Source organism: Pseudomonas sp. 273 (genome assembly GCF_029201425.1).
GTDB classification, from domain to species: domain Bacteria; phylum Pseudomonadota; class Gammaproteobacteria; order Pseudomonadales; family Pseudomonadaceae; genus Pseudomonas; species Pseudomonas delhiensis.
Genome location: NZ_CP116775.1, coordinates 1,098,273 through 1,123,769, shown reverse-complemented (window position 1 = coordinate 1,123,769; position 25,497 = coordinate 1,098,273). Strand labels below are relative to the sequence as shown.

General features: G+C 65.0%; 29 protein-coding genes. 6 read left to right on the top strand and 23 right to left on the bottom strand.

Translation table 11 applies throughout. The features are described from left to right. Window positions 1-76: 76 nt before the first annotated feature. Entirely contained in the window at window positions 77-589 is a 513-nt protein-coding gene (locus tag PKO50_RS05535; RefSeq protein WP_109937112.1) for a CinA family protein, read from the bottom strand. Between the two features lie 382 nt (window positions 590-971). On the opposite strand from PKO50_RS05535, the gene PKO50_RS05530 reads away from it, so the two are divergent. Then, a complete protein-coding gene (locus tag PKO50_RS05530; protein ID WP_275629083.1) occupies window positions 972-1,328 on the top strand; it encodes an SLOG family protein in 357 nt (118 codons plus the stop codon). Between the two features lie 137 nt (window positions 1,329-1,465). On the opposite strand, the gene PKO50_RS05525 is transcribed toward PKO50_RS05530, so the two are convergent. After that, window positions 1,466-2,353 (bottom strand): BRO family protein, encoded by an 888-nt coding sequence (locus PKO50_RS05525; protein WP_275629082.1) that lies wholly within the window; start codon window positions 2,351-2,353, stop codon window positions 1,466-1,468. 281 nt (window positions 2,354-2,634) lie between these two features. On the opposite strand from PKO50_RS05525, the gene PKO50_RS05520 reads away from it, so the two are divergent. Beyond that, window positions 2,635-3,045, top strand: coding sequence for an Arc family DNA-binding protein (locus PKO50_RS05520; RefSeq protein WP_275629081.1), 411 nt, complete (start codon window positions 2,635-2,637; stop codon window positions 3,043-3,045). Between the two features lie 32 nt (window positions 3,046-3,077). Then, window positions 3,078-3,791 (top strand): hypothetical protein, encoded by a 714-nt coding sequence (locus PKO50_RS05515; RefSeq protein WP_275629080.1) that lies wholly within the window; start codon window positions 3,078-3,080, stop codon window positions 3,789-3,791. Window positions 3,792-3,863: 72 nt separating this feature from the next. On the opposite strand, the gene lysC is transcribed toward PKO50_RS05515, so the two are convergent. Beyond that, on the bottom strand, window positions 3,864-4,115 hold the full coding sequence (gene lysC, locus PKO50_RS05510) for an Rz1-like lysis system protein LysC (RefSeq protein ID WP_275630426.1): 252 nt from the start codon (window positions 4,113-4,115) through the stop codon (window positions 3,864-3,866). Window positions 4,116-4,239: 124 nt separating this feature from the next. Between lysC and PKO50_RS05505 the strand changes: the two genes are divergently transcribed. Continuing rightward, on the top strand, window positions 4,240-4,425 hold the full coding sequence (locus PKO50_RS05505) for a hypothetical protein (RefSeq protein ID WP_275629079.1): 186 nt from the start codon (window positions 4,240-4,242) through the stop codon (window positions 4,423-4,425). A gap of 20 nt (window positions 4,426-4,445) precedes the next feature. On the opposite strand, the gene PKO50_RS05500 is transcribed toward PKO50_RS05505, so the two are convergent. Then, window positions 4,446-4,859, bottom strand: coding sequence for a cell wall hydrolase (locus tag PKO50_RS05500; RefSeq protein ID WP_275629078.1), 414 nt, complete (start codon window positions 4,857-4,859; stop codon window positions 4,446-4,448). A gap of 91 nt (window positions 4,860-4,950) precedes the next feature. On the opposite strand from PKO50_RS05500, the gene PKO50_RS05495 reads away from it, so the two are divergent. Next, window positions 4,951-5,103, top strand: a complete 153-nt coding sequence (locus PKO50_RS05495) for a hypothetical protein (protein WP_275629077.1) — start codon at window positions 4,951-4,953, stop codon at window positions 5,101-5,103. On the opposite strand, the gene PKO50_RS05490 is transcribed toward PKO50_RS05495, so the two are convergent. From PKO50_RS05490 to PKO50_RS05455, 8 genes are all read right to left on the bottom strand, one after another. Continuing rightward, window positions 5,104-5,340 (bottom strand): hypothetical protein, encoded by a 237-nt coding sequence (locus tag PKO50_RS05490; protein ID WP_275629076.1) that lies wholly within the window; start codon window positions 5,338-5,340, stop codon window positions 5,104-5,106. Further along, a complete protein-coding gene (locus tag PKO50_RS05485; protein WP_275629075.1) occupies window positions 5,340-6,947 on the bottom strand; it encodes a hypothetical protein in 1,608 nt (535 codons plus the stop codon). Before PKO50_RS05485 ends, PKO50_RS05490 begins: the two co-directional genes overlap by 1 nt. A gap of 154 nt (window positions 6,948-7,101) precedes the next feature. After that, the gene (locus PKO50_RS05480; protein WP_275628831.1) at window positions 7,102-7,797 is read right to left on the bottom strand and encodes a hypothetical protein; all 696 of its coding nucleotides are present in this window, start codon (window positions 7,795-7,797) and stop codon (window positions 7,102-7,104) included. A 68-nt stretch (window positions 7,798-7,865) separates the two neighbouring features. Then, window positions 7,866-8,825 (bottom strand): hypothetical protein, encoded by a 960-nt coding sequence (locus PKO50_RS05475; RefSeq protein WP_275629074.1) that lies wholly within the window; start codon window positions 8,823-8,825, stop codon window positions 7,866-7,868. Between the two features lie 61 nt (window positions 8,826-8,886). Then, a complete protein-coding gene (locus PKO50_RS05470) occupies window positions 8,887-12,396 on the bottom strand; it encodes a hypothetical protein (RefSeq protein WP_275629073.1) in 3,510 nt (1,169 codons plus the stop codon). Between the two features lie 66 nt (window positions 12,397-12,462). Beyond that, window positions 12,463-12,768, bottom strand: coding sequence for a hypothetical protein (locus PKO50_RS05465; RefSeq protein WP_275628829.1), 306 nt, complete (start codon window positions 12,766-12,768; stop codon window positions 12,463-12,465). Then, entirely contained in the window at window positions 12,759-13,184 is a 426-nt protein-coding gene (locus PKO50_RS05460) for a hypothetical protein (protein WP_275628828.1), read from the bottom strand. Before PKO50_RS05460 ends, PKO50_RS05465 begins: the two co-directional genes overlap by 10 nt. Next, entirely contained in the window at window positions 13,184-16,462 is a 3,279-nt protein-coding gene (locus PKO50_RS05455) for a tape measure protein (RefSeq protein ID WP_275628827.1), read from the bottom strand. Before PKO50_RS05455 ends, PKO50_RS05460 begins: the two co-directional genes overlap by 1 nt. A 217-nt stretch (window positions 16,463-16,679) precedes the next feature. Here PKO50_RS05455 and PKO50_RS05450 point away from each other — a divergent pair, with 217 nt between their 5' ends. Next, window positions 16,680-17,027, top strand: coding sequence for a hypothetical protein (locus tag PKO50_RS05450; protein WP_275628826.1), 348 nt, complete (start codon window positions 16,680-16,682; stop codon window positions 17,025-17,027). A gap of 22 nt (window positions 17,028-17,049) precedes the next feature. Here the strand turns inward: PKO50_RS05450 and PKO50_RS05445 are convergent, their stop codons facing one another. Genes PKO50_RS05445 through PKO50_RS05395 form a run of 11 tightly spaced genes read right to left on the bottom strand, consistent with a single transcriptional unit; the run spans window position 17,050 to window position 25,464 of the window. Further along, window positions 17,050-17,796, bottom strand: a complete 747-nt coding sequence (locus PKO50_RS05445; protein ID WP_275628825.1) for a hypothetical protein — start codon at window positions 17,794-17,796, stop codon at window positions 17,050-17,052. Window positions 17,797-17,825: 29 nt separating this feature from the next. After that, window positions 17,826-18,041, bottom strand: coding sequence for a glycogen branching protein (locus PKO50_RS05440; protein ID WP_275629072.1), 216 nt, complete (start codon window positions 18,039-18,041; stop codon window positions 17,826-17,828). Between the two features lie 47 nt (window positions 18,042-18,088). Then, a complete protein-coding gene (locus PKO50_RS05435) occupies window positions 18,089-18,529 on the bottom strand; it encodes a hypothetical protein (protein ID WP_275629071.1) in 441 nt (146 codons plus the stop codon). Further along, the gene (locus PKO50_RS05430; RefSeq protein ID WP_275629070.1) at window positions 18,526-18,846 is read right to left on the bottom strand and encodes a hypothetical protein; all 321 of its coding nucleotides are present in this window, start codon (window positions 18,844-18,846) and stop codon (window positions 18,526-18,528) included. The genes PKO50_RS05435 and PKO50_RS05430 overlap by 4 nt, the downstream gene beginning before the upstream one ends. Before the next feature lie 2 nt (window positions 18,847-18,848). Next, complete coding sequence (locus PKO50_RS05425) at window positions 18,849-19,100, bottom strand: hypothetical protein (protein ID WP_275629069.1); 252 nt, start codon at window positions 19,098-19,100, stop codon at window positions 18,849-18,851. A 1-nt stretch (window position 19,101) separates the two neighbouring features. Continuing rightward, window positions 19,102-20,133: a major capsid protein gene (locus PKO50_RS05420; RefSeq protein ID WP_275629068.1), complete on the bottom strand. Its 1,032-nt coding sequence runs from the start codon at window positions 20,131-20,133 to the stop codon at window positions 19,102-19,104. A gap of 15 nt (window positions 20,134-20,148) precedes the next feature. Then, window positions 20,149-20,499, bottom strand: coding sequence for a head decoration protein (locus tag PKO50_RS05415; protein ID WP_275629067.1), 351 nt, complete (start codon window positions 20,497-20,499; stop codon window positions 20,149-20,151). Between the two features lie 11 nt (window positions 20,500-20,510). Beyond that, window positions 20,511-21,737, bottom strand: a complete 1,227-nt coding sequence (locus tag PKO50_RS05410) for a S49 family peptidase (RefSeq protein ID WP_275629066.1) — start codon at window positions 21,735-21,737, stop codon at window positions 20,511-20,513. 2 nt (window positions 21,738-21,739) lie between these two features. After that, window positions 21,740-23,350, bottom strand: coding sequence for a phage portal protein (locus PKO50_RS05405; protein WP_275629065.1), 1,611 nt, complete (start codon window positions 23,348-23,350; stop codon window positions 21,740-21,742). Between the two features lie 2 nt (window positions 23,351-23,352). Then, on the bottom strand, window positions 23,353-23,568 hold the full coding sequence (locus PKO50_RS05400; protein WP_275629064.1) for a hypothetical protein: 216 nt from the start codon (window positions 23,566-23,568) through the stop codon (window positions 23,353-23,355). A gap of 9 nt (window positions 23,569-23,577) precedes the next feature. Beyond that, entirely contained in the window at window positions 23,578-25,464 is a 1,887-nt protein-coding gene (locus PKO50_RS05395; protein ID WP_275629063.1) for a terminase gpA endonuclease subunit, read from the bottom strand. Between the last annotated feature and the right edge of the window lie 33 nt (window positions 25,465-25,497).

The following is a 25,497-nucleotide window of genomic DNA, read 5'->3' as shown; positions in this document are numbered from 1 at the left end:
CGAAGTCAGGCGGCCGGGATGGGCCACGAACAACTGTATAAGTAGACAGTATTATTTCACAGGGCAAGGCGCTCGCCTACCCCCGGACGGGATTTTCCCCGACGGCCAGTCGCAACACCCCGTCCAGAGCGGCCGCCACCGCCTGCCGGCGCACCGCGAGGCGGTCGCCGGCGAAATGCAGGCACGCCGGGAGCAGCCTTTCGCCGTCGGCCCAGCACAACCAGACGGTTCCTACAGGCTTCTCTGGTGAACCACCGTCCGGCCCGGCGATACCGCTGACCGCCACGGCGAAACGCGCGCCACTGCGCGCCTGTGCGCCACGGGCCATGGCCTCGACCACCTCGCGGCTGACCGCGCCGACCTGTGGGAAAAGTTCGTCGGGCACGCCCAGTTGGGCGGTCTTCTGCGCGTTGGAATAGGTGACGTAGCCGGCATCGAACCAGGCCGAGCTGCCGGCGATCCGCGTGATCGCCTCGGCGATGCCGCCGCCGGTGCAGGATTCCGCGGTGCAGACCCGCGCGCCCAGCCGCTGCAACTGCGCGCCCAGGCGCGCGGCCAGGTCGGTGATGCCTTCGTCGCTGATGCTCATTGCGTACTCCGGTACTTAAGCCGTCAGGCCGGATACCGTACACTAGGCGCTTTTGCATATAGAAGACGGACCGCCCAAAGTCATGAGCCAAAGCGACCTTTCTGCTCACACCCCGATTGTGGGCGAAGAGGATAGCTAAAAATGGCTACACCCCGCGCCATTACTGGCGCGGGTGCCATTTCAAACGGAGCAAACAACACCGATAAATGGCATGGATTGGCATAGTTTGGCGCGTGATTTGCCCCAACATTGCCCCAAACGCTGGCCCCTACCCGCCCGGCCCGCTCGCCCGCAATACGCTCCCGCCCTCCTGTCGCCTCGCCTTGAAACTGTATATGCGAACAGTATCCTTCACCTCCCCATCGCTCGGGAGGAAATCACCATGCCTGTTCGAATCATCGTCTGCGGCGCTCGCGACTACAGTGACCACAACCATGTCCGAATCGTGCTCGAGCACGTACACGACATGCGCGGCATCGACGCGATCATCCAAACCGGGGGCTGGGGAACGGAGCACTGGGCGAGGTATTGGGCTCGATCCAGGCACTGCCAGGTGATCACCTGCAGGAACGTGCTGGATATGTTCGCGCTGCAACCCGATGGCGTTGTGGCGTGGCCAGGGAAGACCAAGACAGCGGCCGTCCTGGCGGCCGCGAGACAGGCCGGACTGCCGGTCTACCACGCACCACCGCCCGGCATTCTCCCTGACCGATACCGGATCCTCCCCGCGCCGCGATGACCGGCTACCCTCCCAAGAAGGAGGTGACCTATGTGCGGGCGAGTTGCGCAGTACGAGAGTTGGTCCGAACTGGTGCGAATCATGCGGTGGCCAGGGCCGGCGAGGAGCACCAGCCCTAACGGTTGCGCAGCGGCGGATCAGCCGATACGCGGAATGACCTGCCGGTAGCCCGGCTCATGCACACCGATTCGAGGATGCAGACCGCGCAGAGCGCGGCCGATACCAATAACGTCCCCGAACTGATTGCTGAACGGATGGAACAGTTGGCCGAGCCGGGTTAGACGATCCAAGATTTCCTTAGCCTGCGCCGGGGGCAAAAGATGGCCAGGGCTTTCGCATTCTCCCTTCGGCCTCCACAACTCCTTTGGAATCCACTCACCCGGCAGGGCGTACGCCGCAATGAAGTTCCGGGCGGCATCGAGCTGCTCGGCGGGAATGTCGGTAGCGGTACGAACGCCGAAGGCGGCATGTGTCTGTGACCAGATTTTCGCGGTGGCCCGGCGCTGCACTGGCGCCGGCAGCGAGGACACCTTGCCCTTGATTAGCGAACCGAGCATGTGGAAGCCATCGGTGCCGATGGTCTGGCCTACGAGCGTGGCCATGCGGTTGTCAGCGCCTTCGTACCGCCCATGCTTGCGGATCGACGGCAGCACCTCGGCGGTCACCCACTTGCGGAAGCGGTGCTGAGGTGTCCCGGCAGTGGTCGCTTCGCGGCTGCGAAGGATCAAGGTGAACAACCCAGACTCGTTGACGATATGGGAATTTCCCTGACGACCTAAGTTCAACTTAGACCGTTCATCATCATCCAGAGCCTGCATCGCCATACTGGCATTGGTCAGGCCGAGAGCCTTGCAGATGTCGCCCGCAACGAACCACGGCTCACCATCGATCACCAGGGTACGCACATCGCGAGACTCAAACCGGAACGGGATGATCTGCGCTATCGCAGCCTGGACATTGTTTTCTACTGGAATTGCGGTAGCATTACCCATGACGTTGTTTACCTCGTAAGTTTCGACGTTCACCCTCGAAGCCCTGGCCTGCCCGCCGGGGCTTCGTCTTTTCAGGCTACTGCCTGCTTGCTTTGCATCTCTCGCCACCTGAATCCATCCTCGATCAGCATCTCGATCTCAGTATTCATGCTGTGTCGGTTTTGTTCGGCCTCGCACTTCGCCCTTTTTCTAAGGGCTGGCTGCAGGCGCAATCCGAAGGGGTGATATCGCGTCGTTTCATGATGCCTCCATGTGAGTCACGGTGAAACTATATTCACGGTGACTCATTGCTGTCAACAGACGGTGAAGCTATCGTGACTCACCATTTCAGAGTGACAGCTATGAGCCGAGAGATAACCCCTTTTGCATTGCGCATGCCGCCAGAGATACGCAACAAGGTAGATCAGTCGGCCAAAGAAAATAGACGGTCCCTCAACGCTGAAATCGTCGCCAGACTTGAGGCAACCATCTCCATTGAAGAGGCGCTGAGTCTCATGGCTTCCGGGTGCCCATTACACGAGGTTGGGCAGATGCTGATTGATCTTGCCCAAGAGCGCTCGGAGGCAATAGACGATCTGCAGCAGATGAACCTAGAGGTCCATGCCAAAGATCTGCGCAACCAACTCTCTTACACCGACGAGCGCCTGGACAAGATCGAATCCCGCATCGAGTACATGATTGAGCAGTTCAAACTGACTCAGAAAGGTAAGCGCTCAGAACAATAGCCACGCAATATCGGCAAAGGGAACAGCCAGCTATGACTCAAGACTTTGACCAGTTAGAACTAGAAGACCAAAACAATTCTGAGCAATCCGATGAATTTGCCGAGTATTGGAACGACTATGGACTTCCGGCTTCGGCAGTATTGAACTTCAGATACGTCGATAGAAACGGTGATGAAAGTCAGCGCACCGTAGATGTTCGGCTGTTCGCGGATACTCCTTACGGCCCCATGCTGTATGGATACTGCCGACTACGTGCCGCGGATCGCTCCTTCAAAATCGATAAGATCAGGCAATGCATTGACTCAAGTACAGGAAACCCCATTGCAAACGTTTATGACCATCTCAACGCCCTGTACGAAAAATCGCCTGACTTCTCGTTCAATACAGTTGCCAACAAACACATCGACACAATACGCGCTGCATTGCATGTAGCAGTAAGCGCAGGCCTGAACCTGCGCGAGCAAGCCAAGATAATCCGGCTCATTTGCCAGAAAACATCCGGTGACTCGCGAATATCTGAGGAACTAGTGGCGCCGTTTACTTCTGATCTCTCGAACAGTATTGAGCCCGGATTAAACCAGACATTTAAACTAATTACTGGACGATTGAACAAGCAGCACCCCACCCAAGGGAGAGAGACCATCCTCAAGCTGTGCTCGAAGATTTCGCGATTGCAAGGAGCCCCAAGTAGCGACTGCGAGGATCTTCTCGGATATATGTCAAAACGCTTCGCCGAAAAAGGCTAACAAATTACCAGCCAGCCTGAAGAGTCGGTAAGAATGCTCCGACTCTTCAAACTGCTCCCCTGAGCCGCACCTTCATTTCGGACGCTGGGCGTCCTGGCGCTGGATGCACTCCAGCACCTGGTTGGCGCAGTTCAGCAGCGCGGCCTCGGTGTCATCCAGGGCCTGCCGCCACTGGTCGTTCACCAGCACCGCCGGGCGCGCCGGCAGGACGCACGCCACTAGCGGGCAGAACTGCCGGGCTACGGTAGGCGGCGGGATCGGTTGTTTCGGGGCGAGCGTACAGCCGGCCAAGGCCAGCAGGCACAAGCCCGCGCAGATACTCATCGACAGCCTGGTCATTGCGGCGTAACTCCTCAAGGGCCGCACCCTGGGCCCTGGCGTTGCTGGAAACGGTCTGAGCCAACGTGCGCATGCGCTGGTCCACTTCGGTGATGAGGCCGATCTGGCGTTGCTGCTCGGCCAGTACGCCAGCCTGCAGGTCAACCATCTTCTGCGCCTTGCCGGCGGCCTGCTCCGCGGCATCAGCCCGCTGGGCCTGGAGATCGATGCGCGGGCCCAGCCCCCACCAGACGAGCCCGGCGCCGAGCGCGACGAGCAGTACAGCCACGAGGACCTGAACCCAGGCCCGGGATAGAAGCGATCCCATGGCTCCCCCTACGGCACGTCGCGGAAGAAGATGTGTCGGCCGATCTTCACCGTGCGCTTGGCCAATGCCGCCCAGGCAGGCGGCTTGGGCATGCTGGTGGAGTAATAGTGGGTTGCGCCGCAGGTGGGATCTGGCAGCTTGCCCGCCAGCACGACCAGCGCCGCCTCGCGGGCCTGCAGGTATTGGGCGGCCGGAATTTGCTTGGCACCGCTCAGGTAGGGGAAATTCGGGTCGTCCTTGTTCCAGCAACTGAACTGGTAGGGCTTCTGGCAAACGGTCTGGATATCCCTGCCCCACCAGCCCGGCTGGGCGGCGCGGTTCTTGATGGTCCAGCCGACCGCCACCATGCCGGTTGTGCCTTCGCCACGGGCCTCACCCCACAGGGTTCGGGCCAACACGTCTACGTCGCGCTCTTGCGTCACAGCTACCTCCAGAAACGAAAAAGCCCGCTTATCGGCGGGCTTGGATGGGAAATGCTTTGGTATCCTGGGATCGCCTACAGGAGGCCTCCCGATGAAGGATCAGCGGCAGTTGCGTGGGCTGCTCGCCCACATACACCAGCTCCTGAACCAGGGCTGGCGAATCACCTCTCTCGAACCGCTCGCGCTGAAGCGCGGCCCGCACCGGCTGTATTACCGGCACGGAATGCTGGTCAGCGAGCGCTGACTACACCTCGAAGTCGTACTGCGGCAGGCTCGGCGCCTGCCCCATCACCTGGCCGTCGCTGATGAACGCGTTCTGACCGATGGCCACCGAGGCACCGCGCACCAGCACCCGGGTGCCGGTGCGCAGCTCCACCACGCTGGTGCCGGCGACGGCGTCGACGCTGACCACCTCGCCCACCGTGCGGGAGCCGCCCGGCAGCAGACCGATGAATTTCTTCCAGGGATTCACCGTGGCCATCAGCTGCTGCTCCCGTAGTGCCGTTCGATCCGCAGCGTCTGCCAGACGCGCGAGGCGCCCACGCCGTCGGCGGTGATGTCGACGCCCAGGCAGAGGCCGCGCCAGGTGGCGTCCGGGTCGCGGAACTCCACGATCATGCCCGGCTGCACCAGGCCCGGGGTGTTGTCGCCGTCCGCGAACAGCGGGATGCGCCGCGTCTCGATGGCCTGGCTGCCGCCCTTCGACAGCTCGCAGATGCCACGGGCGCGGGCCACGTCGGTGCCGGTCATCCAGTCCTCCATGACGTCCGCCGCTGGCTCGTCGCCGGCCGTGCCGGCGCGCCGCACCTGCACGCTCACCCCGTAGTTGGTGCCGCTGACGTAGACGAAATTCCACTCCGGCTGCGGCGACCACTCGCTGCCCCACTCCGCCACGATCTCCGCGGGCACGATGCAGTCGGGGATGGCACTGTCCCAGTACCAGGTCGCCTCGCGGTAGCGCGGCAGCACGGTGAAGGCGTCACCGGCCAGGGCCGGGCGCACGATGCCGCCGGCGACTTCGGCCAGCCGGTGGATGACCTCCATGGCGGTCATCTCGCTGTGGCTGAACGCGCCCGCCGGCAGCGTCCAGTCCGGCGGGCCCATGTTCACCGTGTCCCAGCTGGCGGTGAAGCCGGTGTACTCCAGCTGGTCGTCGACGATGTTGCGGGCGTTGATCGCTGCGGTGTTCAGCCCGCTGCGCTTCGGCGCATAGGGCGCCGCCAGCAGTTGGGTGCGGCTGCTGCCACTGATCGTGTAGCGCTCCTCCGGGAACTTGCCGGTGCCGCTGTAGCGCTCGACCAGGAAGTGCCAGGTCCAGCCGTTGACCACCAGCTCGACGGTCTTCGGCCCGTCGGCATCCTGCAGCACCAGGTTGAGCGAGGTGCGGCCGAACAGGTCGGCGCTGAACGTCCAGGCGAACGAGTCGATGTCCAGGCCGATGCGGATGTTGCTGGCGTCCAGCGGCGTGCCGCCGGCCAGTTCCACCAGGGTGACCGTGTTGGCGATCATGTAGGTCTCCAGGATGGTCGGCTCCTCGGGCGGGTCGATGACGACCACGGGTCCGGGGTAGTCCGGGTATACGATGCCCGTCGGGCGCGGATCGGTCGGCGTGCCCCAGCCCCAGGGCATGGTCCGCATCTGGTCGATGATGCGCGCCGGGGTGAAGCGCACCACCGCGCCGCTGTCCACCGGCTGGATGGCATGCGGCTGCGGGCTGTAGCGGAAGTCGAAGAACACGATTGCCGACGTGCTGGGCACGTAGCGTTCCCCACCGAAGCTGAAGTCCACCAGGCCCGGCGTGGGCACGTAGAGGCTGGCGGCGCGCTCGGCCGCGGCGTCGAAGCGCTGGCCGAACTCATCACAGCGGAACCACGCCTGCCCGCTGGATATGTCCTTGCGCGCAGGCCTGGGGTTGTAGAGCAGGCGCAGGCGGGTGTCCTGGGGCTTGATCGAACGATCCCAGCCCAGGCGCTGCGCCAGGTCCTTCTGCGCCACGGTGTCCCAGCGGCTGGCGGCATCCGCCTCCAGCGCCCCACCCTCCCCCAGCGCCCGCCGTGGCCCTGGTCGGCCTGCGCCACCGTGTTCCATCGCCCCGCCAGGTCGGCGTTCCGCGTCTCGCCTTCCCCCCAGGGCGCCGAGGTGGCCACCTCCCTGGCGGCGACCGTCCCCCACGCCGAATGGCGCGCAGGATCGAGCTGGCGGCGGGCCTTGCTCCAGCCCGCCACCGCGTCATGCGTCAGCATCAGGTCAACTCCACAGGAATGGGACCGCGCCCTTGCGGTGGGTAGTAGCGGTGCACTTCGGCGCGGGCCGTGCCCAGCGGTTGCGGCCCCTGCAGACTGTCATCCCACCAGGCCGGCTCTACGGCGGGCAGTTGCCCGGCCTGGGTGACCTGGTAGATCCAGCCCATGAACACCGTGGGCCGGATCAGGTCGCCCTCGGCCACGTTGAGGGACGGCTGGAACGCCTCCCCCCAACTGTCCGGGCTCAGCGTGTAGATTCGCCCGCTACCAGTAACCCGAAGCGACAATATGGCTTCACCGGCCTCGGTCTTGCCATAACCGGCCACCCGCCACTCGCCGTTTAGCGGGCGCTCCAATGCTACGACCTCCCGGTCGGCCGGCGCGCCATCTACTCGAACCCTAGCCTCCAACTGCGCAGGAATCCCACCCGACGAATCACCACTGGTGATGTCCACCAGCAGCTCCACGTCGGCACCGATCTCCAGGTAGGCGGCCCTGGCCAGGCGAGGCGCTGCACTGTCTACGGCCAACATCAGACATTGGCCATCTATCGCCGAAGCCAGGAACCGCTGGGGCAAAGTCGACTCAGTATCCGATGCCTGGAAAATCGCGAGCAGTGTCATGTCATCAGCGTTGCTGAACAGCTTGGCCTTCTTGTAGCTCAGGGTTCCCTCGCCATCCCGCAGAAAGCGCATGCTGACGATCCTCGGCGGCATGCTGGCAGCCGCCCCTTGTACCTGGCGAGCCTGTTGAATCGTAGCCATCACCAATAGTCCGCATGGTCTGTAAGGAAGCAGCGGCAACGCGCAGGAAGGCCACCGGCTACCGGGCACAAGGTTATGCCGTCGATGGTCATCGGCTTGCCGCGACTGTCACCACTGACGGGCAAACCAAGCAACGCCTCCGCCGAACTATCGTTCATCCGCAAATGCCTGGGGCTGACCACCACGCCCCGCAAGCTGCCGACTGAGACCGCTGAGCCGGAAACCCGGTCGCCATAGAGCAGCGGATACGGAAGCAAGTCCAACCCACCAACAGGGTCAGTCATCGCCAGCGTTGCCTGTACAGTCGAGACACCGCCCGAAGTCAGCTCCAGGCCCGCTCCAGAAATTACCAATCCGGTGACTGGATCACGTAGTACGGTGTAGCCGTCACCGTCGTATGAGGGCGACGAAGGCGAGCCAGTCAGTGTCCCGCCAAAGGCAACAAAGGTTCCGTTGCTGGTCTCGCCCGCATACAACCAGGCCGCCCGGAGGGTGGCATACCCCGTAGACGTTGCGTCCTGCGCCCCACCCCCCATGTACATGCAGAAGGAGCGCTCATCAGCGACAACCGTCCAAACCGCCGTGGAAAGGTTCTGCTGGAAACCATAGAGCGGGAGTAAATGCGGCGTTGCCGACGGTGCCCCCTGGCCGGAGCGGAGGTTGTCCCCACTCGGAATCGACTTGGTCAGGTCGCCAGTAATCGTCTCCAGCAGCGTGACCTTAATGACCATGTACGTAGAACTGTCGTAGTCCGAAATGTTGATGATCCCGGTGCCCGGCCCGTTGCGCAGGCTGAATCCGCCGGTGGCATCATGCACCAACGTCCACCCCGCCCCCGGCTTGTCCTGATAACCATTGACCAGGCAGGCCAACAAGATCGTCCTGAGCTTGTTGGCAACAGTACCGGTCAGGGTTCGGCTCGGGCTGCCTGTGTCTTGCCAGTGGTAGATTCGTGCCATTAGTCAGCATCCCCTCGAATCTGCAGACGGAACTCATCGTCCTCAACCGTGCCCTGCCCGCTCAGCACCGTGCGCGCCAGCCAGACAGGGCCCAATGCCGAATCGGTGTTGAAGCGCACCGCGTTGGAAGCCGCCCAGCCCGCCCCCAGCCATCCTTGCGGATTGTGAAATACGGGGTTCCCGTCTCCGCATTGATCGGTGAGCAGTCAGATGCCACGCTCCCGGAGCTGATGACACCCAGTTTCTCTTCCACCACGTTGAAGGTGGTTGCCGAGGTGAACACCAGCGCCCACTTCCCGTCGATGGCGCCCATGTTGGTGATCACCGGCGGGTAGCTCAGCAGGTTGTAGTTCGCCGTGGTGGTCTCGCCGACGGGCGCGTCCGTCCAGTTCGGCGCCCCGGTGTTCCAGGCCTTCTGGGTGAACCAGTGGTGATAGCGCGCCTGCAGGTCGCCCCAGCTGAGCGCGCTGCTCACCGTCGCCTCGTTCGCCGGCATGTCCCAGGGCACCGGCGAGGCCAGGCCGATCTCGCCGCTGATCTGCACCTCGGTGCACAGCGTCATGTGCTCGACGCGGTCGTGCACCACCAGCGGCAGCGTCAGCGGGTTGCCGGCCTCGTCCTGCAGGACCAGCGGGTTGGCCCACGTCACCGTTCCCGCCGCGCGGTTCGCCGTGAAGCTGGCGGCGCGCAGGGCGGTGCCGTTGGCGTCGAACACCTCGATCTCGGCCTGCTGCTGCCGCGTGAGTGCCAGGGTGCCACCGGCCACAGGCGAGGCGACTACGGTCTCCGCGACGTGGCGGATCACCAGCACGTCGGCCTCGCGGAACTGCGGCACCCGGCCATCTGCCGGCAGACGCACCGGATCGAGGCCGATCAGGTTGGCGTCCAGCGGCAGGGTGGAATACACCACCGCGTTGTAGCGCAGCAGGATCGGGATCACCGGGATGTCGCTGGCCCCGGTCTGGTCGTCCAGGTTGCTGGTGAACCGCAGCCTGACGATGCCCGTCGCGATGTCCACCGTGCCCTTGATCACCGCCCCGCTCAGCACGCCGTTGGCGTCGGCCGTGGCCGTCACCACCTGGGCGGTGTCGACGCGCACCGCAGTGACCTGCAGGCTCGCCGGCCGCAGCGGCGCCCCTGGCGTGCGGAACGTCATGGCGTTGACCGCGAACCCGGAGTTCGTGGTCAGGCACGCCAGCAGCGTGACGGCCGCCGCAGCGCCGGCCGGGTAGGTGCTGAGCGTGGCCGCGCGGCCGGCATAGTCCACCGAGCCGACCGCCACCCCGGCGTTCGTGGTGCTGCTGACGTTCTTGTAGAGCACGCCGGAGCGGTCCACATAGGTCTCACCGGCATACGTGAACACCAGCGAGCCCGGCAGGATCGTCTCGGCAACGCCCGGCAGCAGGTCCAGGGTGACCGGGACCACGGCCTGGGTGTCGGTCTGGTCGCCGTAGCTCTGGCCGTTCGACTGCGCGCGGATGGTCAGCGTGCCGCCGAAGGCCTCCATCTCGCTGCGGTCGGTGCTGACCAGTTCGATGGTGTCCGGGTTGAACCCGTGCTTCTCCGTCGCGTAGGTGAATTCCTTGTAGGTGTAGGTCCGCGCCACCTGCAGCGAGCAGGCGCCGGTCGAGTAGTTGATGCTCCCGGCCCGGCCACCGCTCCAGCCGCCGGCGGTGTTGTCGCTGACGGCGTTGTTGACCAGCACTTCGGACTCGTACACCGGCAGGCTGTTGCCGCTCTCCAGCACGCCGTGGTCGATAGCCGGCACGGCCTGCCGCTGCTTGGTGATCCAACTGATCTGCACCGAACCCGGCTTCAGCGGCGCGCCCGGGATGGTGAACGTGGTCATGCCGGTGCCGTCCGAGGTCACCGCCAGCGGGGTGTCGGTGAAGGCACCTTGCTGGTAGGTGTGGGTGATCGCCGTCCCGGCGTCCGGGGTGGCGGTCAACTCCATCGACACGGTGCCGGCGGCGTAGTTGATGACGCCGCTACCGCCGGTGCCGGATAGGGTGCCGTTGCCGGCGTCGGTGATGGTCTTGTTCACCCCGCCGACCTTGAAGGTGGCAACGTAGGAGCCCGGCAGCAGCCCCTGGTGGGGCAGCGTGCGGTTGACCTTCGCCTTGGCCTGGATGCTCACGCCGGTGCGCTGGGTGAACGCGGCGCTGTTCTGCCCCACGTATGCCCAGATCACCGAACTACCGACATCCGGCAGGGCGTTCAGTGTCAGCGAAACCGAGCCCGTGCCGAACTGGATGGTCCCGGTGCCCTCCCCGGCCAGCTCGCCGTTGCCCTGGTCGCGCAAGGTCTGCCACTTGCCCAAGGCCATGTAGGAGATCTCGAGCGTGCCCGGCATGGGTGGCGCGTCGGACAGGCTCAGCGTGTACACGTAGCCACGGTTCGACAGGTCGACCGGGATCTCGCCGGTGACGGTCTCGCCGGTCGCCGCGGCGCCGGGCTGGTGGCTGGCGGTGGCCGCGCCGGTATAGCCGGCCCCGGTGCGCACCAGGTTGATTTCGCCGGTCTCGTAGTCGATGGTGCCGCTTGTAATCCAGTTGCTGCCCGACACGAAGCGGATGCCACCTTTGCTGTCGTCGGCGAAGGTGCCGCCGTTGACGGACAAGCTCAGGGTGCTCGGGGCGCAGCCGGTGCCGAGGAAGGTCCGCGACTGGCCGCCGCTGACCAGGGCGAACGTCAGGTTGACCGAGCGCGCCGGACCGGTGGCAAGCACGATGCGACGCTGGTAGCCGGCCAGTTGGTCGATCAGCGCGTTCTCGCGGGTGCTCGACGGCACCAGCTGGGCGTAGACGGATTTCACCCGCACGCTCAGGGCGCCCTGGGCGATGCCCTGGGCCAGCGGGCTGATGCCGTAGTAGTGCGCGGCGTCGGCGACCTGGGTGGTCAGGATCTGGCTCTTGGTGCCACTGGAGCCGGAAGGCATCGCGGTGCCGGCCGGCGTCGGCTGGCCGCCCGGGAACGTGCTCAGCAGCGGCGAGCTGATCGACAGGTCGAGGCGGCGCCGGGTGAAGTTGACGAAGTTGCCGTTGCCATAGTCGTACGTGAAGCTCTCCAGACGGGCGTCCACGCTGGTGATCCGCACGTACTGCGACAGGGCGCCGTTCACCAGTTGGTAAACCTCGCCGATCTCCGGCAGGCGCTGCTCTTCTCGCTGGATGCAGGCGATAGCGCGCTGGCCCTGCAACTGGTTGCCCAACAGATCGAACGGCGCGATCACCGCCGGCACGACGTAGGACTCGATGGCGTTGCGGGCGTCGGCGCGCTCGTCGGTCTGGGTGCCGCCGAACAGCAGCACCGACACGCGCGGATCGGCCGGGGCCTGGGTGAGGATGGCGTGGGCGCCCAGGTAGCTGTCGCTGTTGGTCGACTGGACGCCCGCGAAGGCCTTGCGCAGGTTGATGCGGCCGATGGTGCGGTCCAGGCGCGAGATGTCCGGGAACAAGTTGTTCACTTCGGCATCCACCACGGCCTGCCCGGTGGCTCGGCCGCCGCCGTCCGACTCGTCGGTCAGGCGCTGGGACTTGAGCAGCTTGATGTCGCTTTTGCTGATGGCCATGTGTGCTCCAGCCAGAAACGAAAAACCCGCCGAAGCGGGTTTGGGAAAGGGGGGAAGAGAGAGGGATCAGGCGACGGGGAAGTCCCAGCGGATCAGCTGCGGCCGACCGCCGCCCTCGCTGGCCTGGGCAAGCCGGGAATCGGCACGGCTGCCTCCGCGGGCGGGCTCGCCCTGACAGCGCGCCAGGGCCTGGGCGATGGTTTCGGGGGAGTCCGGGCTGACCTGGAGGGCCAGTTCGGCCTCGGTCAGCGGCACGGCATCGTCGACCAACCAGCGGCCGGCGGGCTCGTGCTGCTCCATGATGGCGACAGCGCCCAGCGGCGAACGAGCGGCCACGATGCTGCCGCCCATCCAGTAGGCAATCAGTTGCATGGTGTTCTCCGGGTCAGGGTGTTTCGGGGGCGGGGGGCCACTGTGATCAAGCGCAGGGTGATTTCGTAGTCCTCGGCTGGCCCCGGGTTCACCGTGCGGTGCACCTGGGAGGCTTCCAGGGGCGCCTGGCCGTTGGCCCGGTTCCACGTCACCGAGAACTCCCGGCCGTCCGGCAGCACCAGGTCCATGACCTTCAGCCGCTGGTCGCGCAGGGCCTCCAGCTGCCGCACGACCGACAACGGCGTCCAGGCGCCGCCGTTGGCCTGCAGGGTGATGGGCCGACCGTGCAGCTTGATGCCCTCCTGCACCAGGAGGGCGCCGGTGATGGAGCGCTCCTGCTCCTGCGCCACCGAGTCCCAGGTGAACTCATCGGTCCATTCGAGCTGGTCATCCAGTTCGATGCTGTCGAGCATCATCAGCTAGTCCTCAAGGCAGCCTTGCCGAGCACGTCGAGCAGTTGGCTACCGTCATCGGTGACGCCGACATCTACGCTCCGCCCCTGGACCTCGAGGCGGATGGTCTTCATCGGCTGGGAAGGTGCTGCAGTTGCAGGAGCCGCCGCGGCCGGCGCGGGAGCCTGTGCCTGCGCAGCGTTCTGGGCGTCGACGCGCGCCTGCTGGTCCGCCAGTTGGCGCTTGGCGTCGGTCTCGGCCTGGATCTGCTGGAGCGTGGCCAAGGCCTGCATCAGGTTCTGCACGGCGTTGAGGTCGCCGGCCTTCTGTGCGTCGGCCAACTGCGTCGTCAGGTCCTGCTTGCGGCTGTTGAACCTGCTACGGTCCACCGCATCCTGCTCGCCGCGCAGGCCCGCCAGCTCTTCCCGCAGGCTCGCCAGGGTGTCGCGCGAGCCCTCGGACAGCTGCTGCATCCGCTGTTTGGCCGAGTCAATGCTGCTCTCCAACTGCCGCAAGTCGGAGTCGCCCAACAGGTTCATGCCATTGCGCGCGGCCTTGGCCTGCTCCAGGAACTGACGCAAGGTGATCTCGCCCGTCTCGTAGCCATCGAGCAGGCTTAGCAGTTGCCGCTTCTGCTCCAGGTACGACACCGCCACGCTGTCGCTGTCGGCCTTCATCGACAGGGCCCACTTCCCGAGGCTGGAAACGCCAGGCATCGAGGCAGCGGCCTCGACCTTGCCCATCTCCTCGCGCACGCGCTGTAGCGACTCGGTGGTGCTCTCCAGCGAACTGGTGTCGATCTGTGGGGCCGCGCTGGAGAGGCCGCGCAGTTGGTCGAAGGCCGCCAGCGCCTCGGCGCTGAGCTGGGCCAGCGGCGCGCGGGTGGAGCTGATCACGCCGGAGAAGAAATTCGCGAAGTCGGACATGTCCTCCTTCACAAACCCCACCGACTTGCGTTCCTCCTCCATGGCGTCGCCGATGGCCTTGCGCTGCGCCTCCAGGGAGTCGGTGGCCTTGTCCGTCGACTCAGCGAAGGCATCCATGCCCTGGGCGCCAGTGGTGCCGGCAGCCTTCATCTCGGCGATCTTCTCGCTGAGCTCCTTCTGCGAGCGGTTGAACTCGTCCGCCTTGATCTTGCCGTCGTTGTACAGCTTATTCAGCGCGGTGCGGATGTTCGAGATATCCGCCGAGGTCCTGGCATTGGCGATGGCGTTCTGTACATCCTTTAGCGACTCCAGGCCTGTGCTCAGGTCAGAGACACCCAGGGCCGCACCGCCTGCTGCCTTCTGCAGTTCCTTCAGCTTGGCGTTCAGTACGCCGGCACCGTTGGCATATTCCTGCTGGCTGAGATTGCCGGCCTGGTAGGCCTTGCGCATTTCCTCCTGCAGCTTGGTCAGTTGGCCCACCGAAGTGGCCGTGCTGATCTGGTCCAGCGCGTTCTGCAGGCCGGTGACGGCCTGAACCGCCTGAGCGCTGGCGTCCTGCGCGCCGGTCTTCAGGTTCTCGAAGTGCTCGGTAATGACCTGGCTCTGCTCGCCGGCCGCGCTCGCCGTGTCCTTGGTGCTGGTGTCCCAGGCTGCCGCAATGTCCTTGGCATCTTGCTCGATCTGCGCTTTGAAGGTCGCACTCAGGCCGGTAAGTATGTTTTGCACGCCGGCCACCGAGGCACGGATTTTCTCGCCTCCCAGGGCATCAGGAATCTTCGCCGCGATCTTCTCAATACCGGAGACCATCAGGCCCATCGTGCTGGCCCAGGTAAGCCCCAGCGTACTCAGGCCCGAGGTGATGCCGTTGAACAACGTGCGGAAGGGCGCGATAAACAACTGCACCCGGGTGGCCATCTCGTCGATTTCCGACCGGAACCCGCTGAGCCAGGTTGAGGTGTTGTCGACCAGCGCCTTGAAGTCCACCTCCCCCAGGCGCTTGATGAAGTCGCCAACCCACTCGGCGCCCTGCACGAAGGCGTCCGACAGGCCCTTGGCCAGTTTGTCCAGGCGCCCGTCAGCATCCATCTGCGCGATGGTGTCGGCCAGGGCCTGCAGCTTGCCCTTGACGTAGTCCAGCGCCCCCGCGTTGGCGATGCGGTTGAGGAAGTTGGTGGCGGTGTCCTGCAGGTTGCTGATCAACCCGCTCAGGCGGCTCATGTTCGCCGCGGCAGCACCGCCCGAGGTGCGGCCCATTTCGTCGATCAGGGCCTTGATCACGTCGCGGCCGAGCTTGCCCTTGCTCGCCAGCTCCTGCAATTGCTCGACGTTCTTCCCGGTGACGTTGGACAGCATGTCCCACACCGGCACGCCGCGCTCGACGAGCTGCAGGATTTCCTCGGTCTGCAGCTTCTGCTTGGCCCAGGCCTGGCCAACCGCCGTAGCGATCCCCTCCAGGCGCTCCATGCCGCCGCCCAACTTCTCCGACTGGTCCTCCAGGGCCTTGAAGGTCCCATCCATCGGATCGATGCCGTAGGCCTTCAGCAGCGCGAAGGCATCGGTGACCTCCTGCAGTTGCAAGGGGGTGTCCTTGGCGAACTTGGTGATCCAGGCGGCAGCCTCCTGCCCTTTCTCCACCGAGCCCATCAGCGACGTCAGGCGAGTTTGCAGGCCTTCAAACTCATCGCCTGTCTTCAGCATCGAGACGATGCCATCACGTACCGCGCCGACGCCGCGCCCGATCAGGCCGAAGGCAGCATTGATCCCCACGAAGGCGGCCGCATACCCAACGGCCTGGCGCACGCCAGCGGACATCGCAGAGCGGAGCGCATCCACGCGCGAAACATGGTTGGCGGCCTCGCGAGCCGCTCGGGCCTGGTCTCGCTCCAGGTCACGCAGCTCCTTGGCGTTCTGGCTGATTGCCTCCTTGGTACGCGTGACCTCGGCCGCCAGGCGCCGCTCCTCGTCGGCCAGCTTGTCGGTGTCGATGCCGGCAGCCCGGGCGGCCTGTTGCTGGTCGGCCAGTTTGGCGTTGAGGGCGTCCAGGGTGCGCCGCAGGGTGGCTGCGTCCTTCTCGGCAGCCTTCAGCGCAACTTCCAGCCCCTTGTTGCCGGGCTCCTTGTTCAGTGCCTCTCGCAGGTCGTTGACATACTTCTCGGCACGATTCACCGAGGTCTCGGTGACACCTACCGCGCGCTGGGTGCTCGACAGAGCGTTAATCAGGCCGCGGGCGCTCTTGGCATTGTCGAGGGCCTCGCCGAGCTGGCTGGCCTTGGCGCGCAGCGCCTCCAGCGCCTCGGCGGACTGCTTGGCGGCGGGAGACATCTCGTCCTTGCCGCGCAGAACGAATTGAATCAGGCGTTGAACTGGATTGGCCATGGATATCCTCGGGTAAGAAAAAGCCCGCCAGATGGCGGGCTGATGTCATTCAAAATCGTGGAAACCCAGGCGCCGGCTGAGCCAGAGGAACAACGGGATAAACACGAACCGGCCGAGCAATAGCCAAACCACAAGAAAGCCGATATAGAAGGCCCACTCGGCAGTCCAGGCGGATACCGACGCAATGTAAGGGCCTACTCGCAAGCAGGAGCTAATGGTGAACAAGAGGAAGAAGAAGACGTGGAGAAAAGAATATCTGCGCATTTTGCTCAATGGCCCCGCATCTACGAATGACTATGCTCTGGCCTCTGAACTGCTAGATGAGCAGCTAGCCAAAGGGAAATATCTCCGCAACCGGGCACAACCGAACGACATCGCCAACCTTGTGTGGCAAGGAATAACCACTAAAGGTCGTCTCTTTGCGGATGAGCTGGAGGATGAAATCAGGCGTAGCACTTGGTGGCACCGCACTCTTGTGGCCAGCGGCGGCATCGGGCTTTGGCTGCTGGGGTACTGCACCGAGTCGATCCTCGATTACGGCAAAGCAATGCTCTTCGGCGGATGAGGCCATCCATGGCCAGGCCGCCTTAGGCCGCCAGGTCCATCTGCAGGAACTTCGAGATGTCGTCGGCGACAACGGTCGGATCGGCGAGCAGCTCGATGGGGCCGGTCAGCTTCAGGTAGTCCTGGCCCAGGATCGGCATCTCCTGCAGCAGGCCGAACTTGGCGCGGCGGATGCGCAACGCGTAGGGCTCGCCCGACTGAGCGTCGTTCAGGCCGGCGATGAAGATCTCGAACTCCTTCTCCGAGCTGTTGAGCATCTGCACGGCAGTGCTCTTGCGCGGGGTGTAGTCAACCAGCACGCCGGTCTCGTCGATGGTGGTGCCGGACAGCACCTGGATGCCGTGGGGCGTCAGCAGGTAGTCGGTGCCAGCCGCCAGGGGATCGCCGCCGGCGGTCTTGACGGTGATGGTCTTGGTCATGTCCGGCATGTACTTGAACGGGATCAGCTCGAAGGCCACGCCGGCGGAGGTGTGAGCCTCGCCGGTGATCGCCGCGGTGGGTGCCACGGTGATGGTGCCGCGAGTGATCGCCGCCACGTTCTCCGGGGTGATGTCGTAGAGGCCGATGGAGCCGGTCACGTCGGTGGGCCGGGTGCGCACGTTGCGGTTGCCGCCGCCGCCCATGTAGTTCGGCAGGGCCTTGCGGTCGGTGGCATAGCTGACGTTGAAGGCGTCGCAGTTGCCGAACGGCAGCAGGCCATCCTGCGAGCCGTACAGGCGGGCGAAGGGCTGGCCCTCGCCGATGAAGGAACGATCAATGGGCTGGAGCATGTAGGTCTCCTCGAGGGATTGGCCGGCGCTTACTTGGCGCCGCTGGTTTCAGTGGTCGGCGCCGGGGCGGGCGCAACGGGCTGGGCGGCGGCCTTCTCGGCCTTGGGCTTGGGCGCGAAGCCATGGGCCCAGGCGTGTTGAGCCACAGCCTCGGAAACCTCGACGGGCTCGGTGCTCTTGGCGTAGTGCGTCGGCTGGCCCGCTTCGCGATAGATGAAGGCCTTGTCGATCTTGATCTTGGGCATGGCGCCCTCCTGAAATGAGAAGGCCGCCCGGAGGCGGCCTTGAGAGGTCAGAGTTTCTGGTGGTAGGTGAAGGTGATGGGGATCACGCGGAGCCCCCAGCGGCGGCCAGGTGCGGGAAGCTGCCCGGCCGAGACAGGGAAGCTGACCTTCACAAGCCCGGGCACTTCCACACCGGCCTTGAGCCCCTTGAGGGCCTGCTTGATGGCCAGCCGCGCCACGCGGAGCGCCGGCGCCGCACCGCGTTTGCGGCTCATCGCCACGATGTTGATGGTCCAGGACTCCCTGACACCGCTGGGCGTCCGCTCCTCTTCGACGGTGTCACCGTCCTGCAGCAGGATCTGCTGCTCAGGTTCGGCCTCGCCGTCGGCGTCCATCACAGCCTGGACGTGGCCCTCCCGGACCACACTGCCAAACCCTGGCACAACGGCGAGTCGCTGCTGCAACTGGTCGATGATTGCGGCCTGCACGTCGATGATGTCTTCGCTCATTCGGGCACCACGTAGAAGGTGATCAGGTGGCCGTCATCCTCATGGATGCCGTCGATGTACCAGAGCCGGCCGCCCTCATCCCGGAAAGCTCCTTCCTGGTCGTAGGGCTGGAGCCGATGTTTCTGGACGCCCATCGTGCGCAGCCGGTCGACGGCTCGCTCTACCAAATCGTTCGGGATCACACCGTCGTTGATCTCGACCGGCAGGGCCTCGGCGATGACCGCCCCCTGCCGGTCCAGATAGGCGACCTGGCCATCACCGAGCACTTCCAGAAGATCCGCATCCATCTCCTCGACCAGGTCGTCGAAGAAGGCCATGGTCAGGAACCGCCACCCTGCTGCAGGAGATCATTGCTGGCACCGCCCGCGGCATCGTCGGTCGGCGCCGAGGCGCTGGCGGCTCGCGCAGCAGCTTGAGCGGCCGGATCGGTGATCACCGCGATGACCTTGCGGGTGACCAGGTCGTCGCGAATCTCGGTGGTCGGTGGGCTGTAGGGCTGCCCCGGCAGGAAGACCTTCTTGCCTTCCTGGATGCAACCGTCGATGACGATGTATTCGGCTTTCTTCGCCATGTCACACCACCTTCGCGTAGACGAACGCGTCGGGTTCCAGGAAGCCAGCCAGCGGCGCGGCCTGCAGCTTCAGCCAGCGAACGCTGGGCTCTTTGGTAACCCAGCTCTTCGGGAAGCGCGCCGCCTCCACCAGGCCGCTCTCGATGGCCTCCAGGTCCTGAATGGCGGCATAGAGCATGGCGTTGCGGGTGTTGGTGGCCCCGAGGATCATTCCGCCGGCCGGGATCATCGGCTGCTCGTTGCCGTCGTCGTCGAGGAACCATTCGTCGTAGCTGTACAGGTCGACGCCCGGATCGTTGAGGTAACCGAGGTAGGTCACACCATCCGGCAGCGTCTCGGGCTTGATGATGCCCAACTCAGCTCGGCGAGTGCTCAGTTGCTTCATCACCAGCTCGTTTTTCTGGAACGCATCGACAGCCTCGCCGCTGAGCACCGCGACGTTCGCGGTACGCCCGGAATCCTTGGCGATGAGGCCGCGCTTCCACTGGCGCAGGTGGCCGATGGGGTCGGAACCCGATGCGTCCCACTTTTCGGTGCTCAGGGTGATCTTGTGCGAGGGCGACATCAGGAAATCGATGGTGTCGTCCAGCCCCTCGCCCAGAACACGCAGGCGGCCCGTGGTCAAGGTCTGGGCACACATCCACTCTTCACGGCGAATGATCTGGCTGTCGAGTTCGGCGATGTCCTTGCCCAACTGTTCGGCGGCTCGCCGCTCCGGCGGCTTGCTCGCATACGGGTTCTCGCCGGGGGAGCGCTTCAGGATCAACTCGGCCTCGGTCGGGATCTTCGGCTGGATGTAGGGCGGGGTATAGGTGTCCTGACGGAAACCCTCGCGCGACACCAGGCTGCCCGGCAGACGCGGGTGTACGAAGGGCGCCATCTTGCGCTTGCCCTTCACGACGTCGATTTCGACGGTCTTGGTGGCGAAGGTCTTCGGGGAGCCACCGTTGAAGAAGGTGCGCATCAGGAAAGTACGCGGCAGCTTCATCTCCTCGATGGCATCGAGCATGGTTCGGGTATCGAACAAATCCATGGATAGTCGCTCCTATCAGCGAACGAACAGGGAAAGGGGGCGCAGCGCCTCGGTGACGCTGGCAATGGTGTGACCAGCGCCCAGCTGCAGCTCGGCGCCGCGTACCTCGCCGGTCAGCATCAGCACGCCGGGCAGCGCACCCTCAGTGGTGTCGACGGCGGCATCCAGAATCACCACCGGCGACTGCGAGCCGTCGCTGGCCGCGCTGGCCGACAGCTTGTACTCGCCGGTGGCGGTGACCTCACCGAGGACGGCGCCACGGGCGAGCACCTGCCCGGCAGCAATCACTCCGGGGCGCTTGATGATCGGGAAGTCGCCGGCCAGCAGTTGCTCCGGCTCGTAGGTATTGCGTTCGGGGTTCGGCATTTCGGTTGTCCTCAGCGGGCAGCGCCAGCGGCGATCCAGGAAGCGGCGGTCTTGCGTTCCTCGGCTTCCTTGGCGCCGGCAGGCGGGGTAGCAGTGGAGGTGGAAGTGCTGTCCGACTTGATGCCGGCCAGGGTAATGCCGCGATCCTGAGCGGCCTTGAACAGCTGCAGGGCAGTTGCTTCGACGCTGCTGCCGTCTTCGATGGCGGCCTCGATTTCCTTCTCGAAGCCCTTCGAGGCCAGTGCGCTGATGCCCTTCAGACGGTTACGCTCGGCCGCGGCGCCTTCGGTGCGGGCTGCAGCCTGCAGTGCGTCGACGTCGGGGCTGGCTGCGATTTGGATATCCTTCGGGTCGGTGCCGGCGGCGATGGCCGCCTGCAGTTCCGCCGTGCTTTTGACGATGGTCATGCTGGGTTTCCTCGGGGTGTTGGCGGCCGGGCTGGCCAGTTCATTGATCAGGGATTCGAGCGAGCCCAGCCGATGGGCCAGGCCATGCTCGACGGCAGAGGCGCCAACGCGGAGGCCACCCTGGTCGCCCATTTCGGGGACCTTCTCGATGGGGACACCAAGGTTCCGCGCGACCTTGGCTTCGAACACGTCGGCCAGGGCGTTGATGGTCTCGCCGATCTTTGCCCGCCCCTCCTCCGTCGAAAGGTCGGGGCGTTTGTTCGGGGCGTTGCGACTGACGATCTCGTAGCGCTTGGCGCCGTTGGCGCCTTCGCCCTGGACCACGGCTTCCACCACGGTGCCGATGCTGCCGGCCATGGCGGTGTCATCCAGGACGATTTCGCTCGCCGCCGAGGCGATCCAGTAGGCCGCGCTGGCCACCGTGCCGCTGCCGTAGGCAACGATGCGTTTGCGCTCGCGGCCCGCGTACACCAGCTCGGCCAGCTCGTTGATGCCTGCAACGACACCACCAGGGCTGTCGATGTTGAGCACGATGGCCTTGACCTTCGGGTCGTCCAGGGCCGCCTGGATGTCGGTGGCCAGCACCTGGGTGCTGGTCGCGCCGGAGATCTCGCTGAACAGGTTGGCGTAGCGGAAGATCGGCCCGGTGACCGGCACGACGGCAACGCCATTGCGCATGCTGACGCGCCGGGTGTTGTCCAGCCGCTCCCCCTCTTTGGTCACCAGCGCCGAGGGATCACCCAGGCGGTTGGCAATCGCCAACAGGTTGTCGAGCGCGCAGGGCAACATCAGCCAGGGCTGCGATGCAGCCAGCTCGAATGCTCGGAGCATGGTTATTCCTCGTTCGTGGGGGCCGGCTCGGGCGCCATGACCTCGGCGCCCTTGGGCGGTGTGTAGGTGCCGTCCTGCCGGCGCTGGGTGATTTCCCGGCGCCGCTGGCTGTACACCTGCTGCCAGGGCTCGCCGGTCATCGCCGCGGTCTCCAACGTCTCGTTGCTCACGCCGATCTCGATTCGCTTGCCGGCAGCGTTGGCCTCTTTCAACTCGTCGATGGCGCCGCGCGCCGGGCCGATCCAGAGGGCCTGCAGGTAGGCTCGCCGCTTCGCCGGATCGCCATAGCCAGGGAGCGAGATCATTCCCCGGGCCACTGCCTCGTCGATCACCAGCTCACGCGAGGGCTGGCAAAAGTCACACGTCAGCCACCAGCGCCGCAGGCTGTAGAAGCGCCAGGCCTGGAGCATCGCCGCCCTCGCCGCGCTGTAGCTGCTGCTGTAGTGCAGCAGCAGTTCGTCCAAGGGCAGCTCCAGGGCGGCGCCGATCTGCTTGACCACCGACACGAAGAAGGGGTCGAACTGCGCATTCGGCCGTGCTGGGTTGGCGGTCACTGGCTCTTCGCCGCGGCCTAGGTCAACGATGGCACCCTCGCCCAGTTCGATATCACCGCCACCATCGTCTTCCGTGGTGGCCCCGCCGCCCTCGTTCACCAAGGCGCTGAGCGGCAGGTTGCCGGTCTCGAAGTCCGAGCCTTTCTTGATGAACACCGTGAACATCGCGGAGACCACGGCGGCCATCAGCTCGGCACTGCTGTAGCGCTCCAGCTTCTGGAGCGGCTCCAGGATCGGCGCCAGGAAAGGTGCACCACGCTTCTGCCCGGGCCGGTCCTTGTCGGCCATCACATGCAACACGCGCCGCCGGCCGGTTTCCGCGCCAAACACCTCCAGCCGATCCCAGGTCAGGCTGCTGGACGAGTTGTACTCGCCGGGGTAACCCCGGCAGACGTGGTAGGCCACAGGCGCACCGAGGTCGTCGAACTCCACACCATCGACCAGGTTGTCGGTGTCGAGAGACAGGTTGGGGTTGCATACCCGGTCGCCCTCGATCAGTTGGAGACGGGTGCTGAATAGGCAACCGGGGCGCTCCCTGTCCGGCGTTGCCACCAGCAGGTCGCCGCTGACCAGCGCCGAGATCAGCACCAGGGCCTGCTGCTGATAGTGGTTCAGCATCGCCTCGGCATCGCATTCCTGCGGGTTGTCGGCGTACAGGCTCCAGGTACGATCCAACACTTCATTCAGGCGGTCGGCCTCCTCCGGGGTGATCCCCAAGGCGCCGGCGTCCACCTGGGCGCGACACACCAGACCGGTGCCGACCACGTTGGTACGCATCCGGCGCAGCACAGCCAGAGCCAGCAGGTGGTTGCGCATGGCATCGCGGGAACGCGCCACCAGCATGCGACGCTCGCCGACCGGCAGGTCGCGTCGCGGGCTGGCAAGGCCGGGGATCCAACTGGCCATGCTGCGCAGCATGCGCGAGGCGCCACGCCAACGGGTTTCCACCCCGCCGCCACCGCCCTGGGCGCTGACCTGGCCGGGCTGGGCCGTCGCCTGGGCCAGCTTCAGCGCCTCGCGCATCAGCAGTTCGGCGGGTGATTTTCGAAACCAGCCCATGGTCAAATCCTGACGTAACTGATGCGGTTGCGGCTCTTGCCGGCCTGGGCGGCCTGCTCGCGCGCCACTTCTTCAGCGGTCTGCGCCTCCAGCATGCGCAGGCTTGCCAGTTCTGCACGGTCCAACTGGCGGTCGCCCTTGCGGAAGCGCTGCCCCTTGGTCAGGACCTGCTCAATGGACGCGCGGATGCGCGCCAGGCGTTCGGTGGCTTCACTCATGGTTTACCTCTAACGGCCAGCGCGGCTACGCGTACCCCGGCGCGCCACAGCACGGCGTGGCACTGGAGCGGTGGGTTCGTCGCTGGTGAACAGGGTGGGCTGGAGCAACTGCTGCTCCAACTGGTCCCACTCTGCATCTCGCAGCAGGTGGGTCTTCAGGCTTCGTGCGGCGTGCAAGGCGTACACCTCGCAGTCCAGCGCCTCGTTGCGACGGCCGGCCTTCTTCTGCCAGATCATCTTGGTGGGCTGCCGCGGGTGCGGGGCCAGCACCTCGTTGGTCAGCTGCTCGTAGTAGTCCGAGCGGATCTCGCTGTACCAGTGCATGCGCCCGGGGCCCGAGCCCTTCAGGCGCAGCCGCGAGTCGATCAGCGTCTTGGCCTTGTGCGTACCGATGATGAACACGCGCAGCCCGTACTTCGCGGCCTTGGTGTTGTCCTGGGTGGTATCCACCGAAGCCGGGGGCTTGGTGAAGATCTCCTTATCCTTGTTGTCCACCGAGGCGCCCTTGATCGCCATGATGTTGAAGCGCTGGCGGTCACGGACATAGGTGTATACGGCGTGGCTGCTGTTGCCGTCCGAGCTGTCGATGCTGACCGCCGAGATTGCCAGCCGGTGGCCGTTCTCGGTGGGGATCGCCGTGGCCAGCAACTTGTCCAGCTCCCGCCACACCCCGTCGGAGGTATCCTTCGGATCACCCTGGAGTTCGCCCCAGTACAGCCGCCAGGACTCTTCACCGCGGCCCCACCCCACGATGCACGCGGCGATGCGGTCGCCCTGGATGTCGACGCCGGCCGTCACCAGCAACACGCCATTCGGCGCGGTCAGCTCGGCATAAGCCTCGGCGCGCTTCTCCAGTTCGTCGGTCTTCGGTGCGTCGCTCTTGTACTCGTAGCTCTCCCCTTCCGAACTGTTCACGTAGGCGATCATCGGCCCGATGTTGCCTTGCGCCGCCGCGTGCTCGGCCTGCAGCTTCTTCTCCATCAACACGGCGAAGCGCGAGCCGTAGAACGTGGCATACAGCTCGTTCAGGATATAGCCGGCGATACCGCGGAACTCGGCAGTGCCAACCCAGCGCCCGTGCTTCAGGTTCGCGTTCTTCTGGTTGTCGTCCCATACCGAACCGCAGTGCGGGCAGGCGTAGTAGGTCGCCTCCGGCCGCTTGTTCCCGTAGACCTCGTGGTGGTAGTCCGGGTCCTCTGGGCAGTGCAGATTCTCGAAGCTGAGGGCGTGTTCCAGGCCGCAGTCGTGGCAGGTCACCAGGCCGAGACGCTTGTCGGACAGTTCCAGTTCAGCGTCGATGGCCGACAAGCTCTTGATGGTCGGGGTTCCACCGATGATGATCTTGGAGCGCCGGAAGGTCTTCAGGCGCTCCTTCGCCAGCTTGATGCTGTCCCCCTGCCCCCGCAGGTTCAGGTTGCAGTCGTCCGGTTCCTCCACCGCAACCCGCGGTACCGGCGTGGACTTCACACTGGCCGGGCTGTTGGAGCCCACCAGCTTGAGGAACCCGCCCGGGAATTTCTTGAAGTCCTGCCGCTGCTGCAGCTTGCGACTGCGCAGGTCAACCTTCTTTTTCAGCCGCGGCGTGGCCTCGATCATCGGCTCCAGCTTCTCGGCCACATACTGCTTGGCGGCGTCCGCCTTCGGGAACAGCACCAGGATCGGCGACGGATCGATGTCGATCCACTTCCCCAGGGCGTTGCCGAGAACGCCGGAGGTCCAGGCAACCTGGGCTGACTTGCGGCAGACGATCTCATGCACGTTCGGATCGTCGAGGGCTTCCAGTGGGCCCCCAGGCCACACCAGGTGGGGCGTCACGTCGAAGCGGTACTTGCCAGGCCGGGCGGTTTCCTCAGGGGACAGCCAGCGGTACTTGGTTGCCCACTCGATGGTGGTCATGCGAGGGGGCGGGGCCCACTTCCGCGCGATACG

Coding starts and splice junctions, on each gene's coding strand:
- PKO50_RS05535 (WP_109937112.1), bottom strand. CDS start 589: ATGAGCATCAGCGACGAAGGCATCACCGACCTGGCCGCGCGCCTGGGC.
- PKO50_RS05530 (WP_275629083.1), top strand. CDS start 972: ATGCCTGTTCGAATCATCGTCTGCGGCGCTCGCGACTACAGTGACCAC.
- PKO50_RS05515 (WP_275629080.1), top strand. CDS start 3,078: ATGACTCAAGACTTTGACCAGTTAGAACTAGAAGACCAAAACAATTCT.
- lysC (WP_275630426.1), bottom strand. CDS start 4,115: ATGAGTATCTGCGCGGGCTTGTGCCTGCTGGCCTTGGCCGGCTGTACG.
- PKO50_RS05495 (WP_275629077.1), top strand. CDS start 4,951: ATGAAGGATCAGCGGCAGTTGCGTGGGCTGCTCGCCCACATACACCAG.
- PKO50_RS05490 (WP_275629076.1), bottom strand. CDS start 5,340: ATGGCCACGGTGAATCCCTGGAAGAAATTCATCGGTCTGCTGCCGGGC.
- PKO50_RS05485 (WP_275629075.1), bottom strand. CDS start 6,947: ATGGAACACGGTGGCGCAGGCCGACCAGGGCCACGGCGGGCGCTGGGG.
- PKO50_RS05480 (WP_275628831.1), bottom strand. CDS start 7,797: ATGCGCTTTCTGCGGGATGGCGAGGGAACCCTGAGCTACAAGAAGGCC.
- PKO50_RS05475 (WP_275629074.1), bottom strand. CDS start 8,825: ATGGCACGAATCTACCACTGGCAAGACACAGGCAGCCCGAGCCGAACC.
- PKO50_RS05470 (WP_275629073.1), bottom strand. CDS start 12,396: ATGGCCATCAGCAAAAGCGACATCAAGCTGCTCAAGTCCCAGCGCCTG.
- PKO50_RS05465 (WP_275628829.1), bottom strand. CDS start 12,768: ATGCAACTGATTGCCTACTGGATGGGCGGCAGCATCGTGGCCGCTCGT.
- PKO50_RS05460 (WP_275628828.1), bottom strand. CDS start 13,184: ATGATGCTCGACAGCATCGAACTGGATGACCAGCTCGAATGGACCGAT.
- PKO50_RS05455 (WP_275628827.1), bottom strand. CDS start 16,462: ATGGCCAATCCAGTTCAACGCCTGATTCAATTCGTTCTGCGCGGCAAG.
- PKO50_RS05445 (WP_275628825.1), bottom strand. CDS start 17,796: ATGCTCCAGCCCATTGATCGTTCCTTCATCGGCGAGGGCCAGCCCTTC.
- PKO50_RS05440 (WP_275629072.1), bottom strand. CDS start 18,041: ATGCCCAAGATCAAGATCGACAAGGCCTTCATCTATCGCGAAGCGGGC.
- PKO50_RS05435 (WP_275629071.1), bottom strand. CDS start 18,529: ATGAGCGAAGACATCATCGACGTGCAGGCCGCAATCATCGACCAGTTG.
- PKO50_RS05430 (WP_275629070.1), bottom strand. CDS start 18,846: ATGGCCTTCTTCGACGACCTGGTCGAGGAGATGGATGCGGATCTTCTG.
- PKO50_RS05425 (WP_275629069.1), bottom strand. CDS start 19,100: ATGGCGAAGAAAGCCGAATACATCGTCATCGACGGTTGCATCCAGGAA.
- PKO50_RS05420 (WP_275629068.1), bottom strand. CDS start 20,133: ATGGATTTGTTCGATACCCGAACCATGCTCGATGCCATCGAGGAGATG.
- PKO50_RS05415 (WP_275629067.1), bottom strand. CDS start 20,499: ATGCCGAACCCCGAACGCAATACCTACGAGCCGGAGCAACTGCTGGCC.
- PKO50_RS05410 (WP_275629066.1), bottom strand. CDS start 21,737: ATGCTCCGAGCATTCGAGCTGGCTGCATCGCAGCCCTGGCTGATGTTG.
- PKO50_RS05405 (WP_275629065.1), bottom strand. CDS start 23,350: ATGGGCTGGTTTCGAAAATCACCCGCCGAACTGCTGATGCGCGAGGCG.
- PKO50_RS05400 (WP_275629064.1), bottom strand. CDS start 23,568: ATGAGTGAAGCCACCGAACGCCTGGCGCGCATCCGCGCGTCCATTGAG.
- PKO50_RS05395 (WP_275629063.1), bottom strand. CDS start 25,464: ATGACCACCATCGAGTGGGCAACCAAGTACCGCTGGCTGTCCCCTGAG.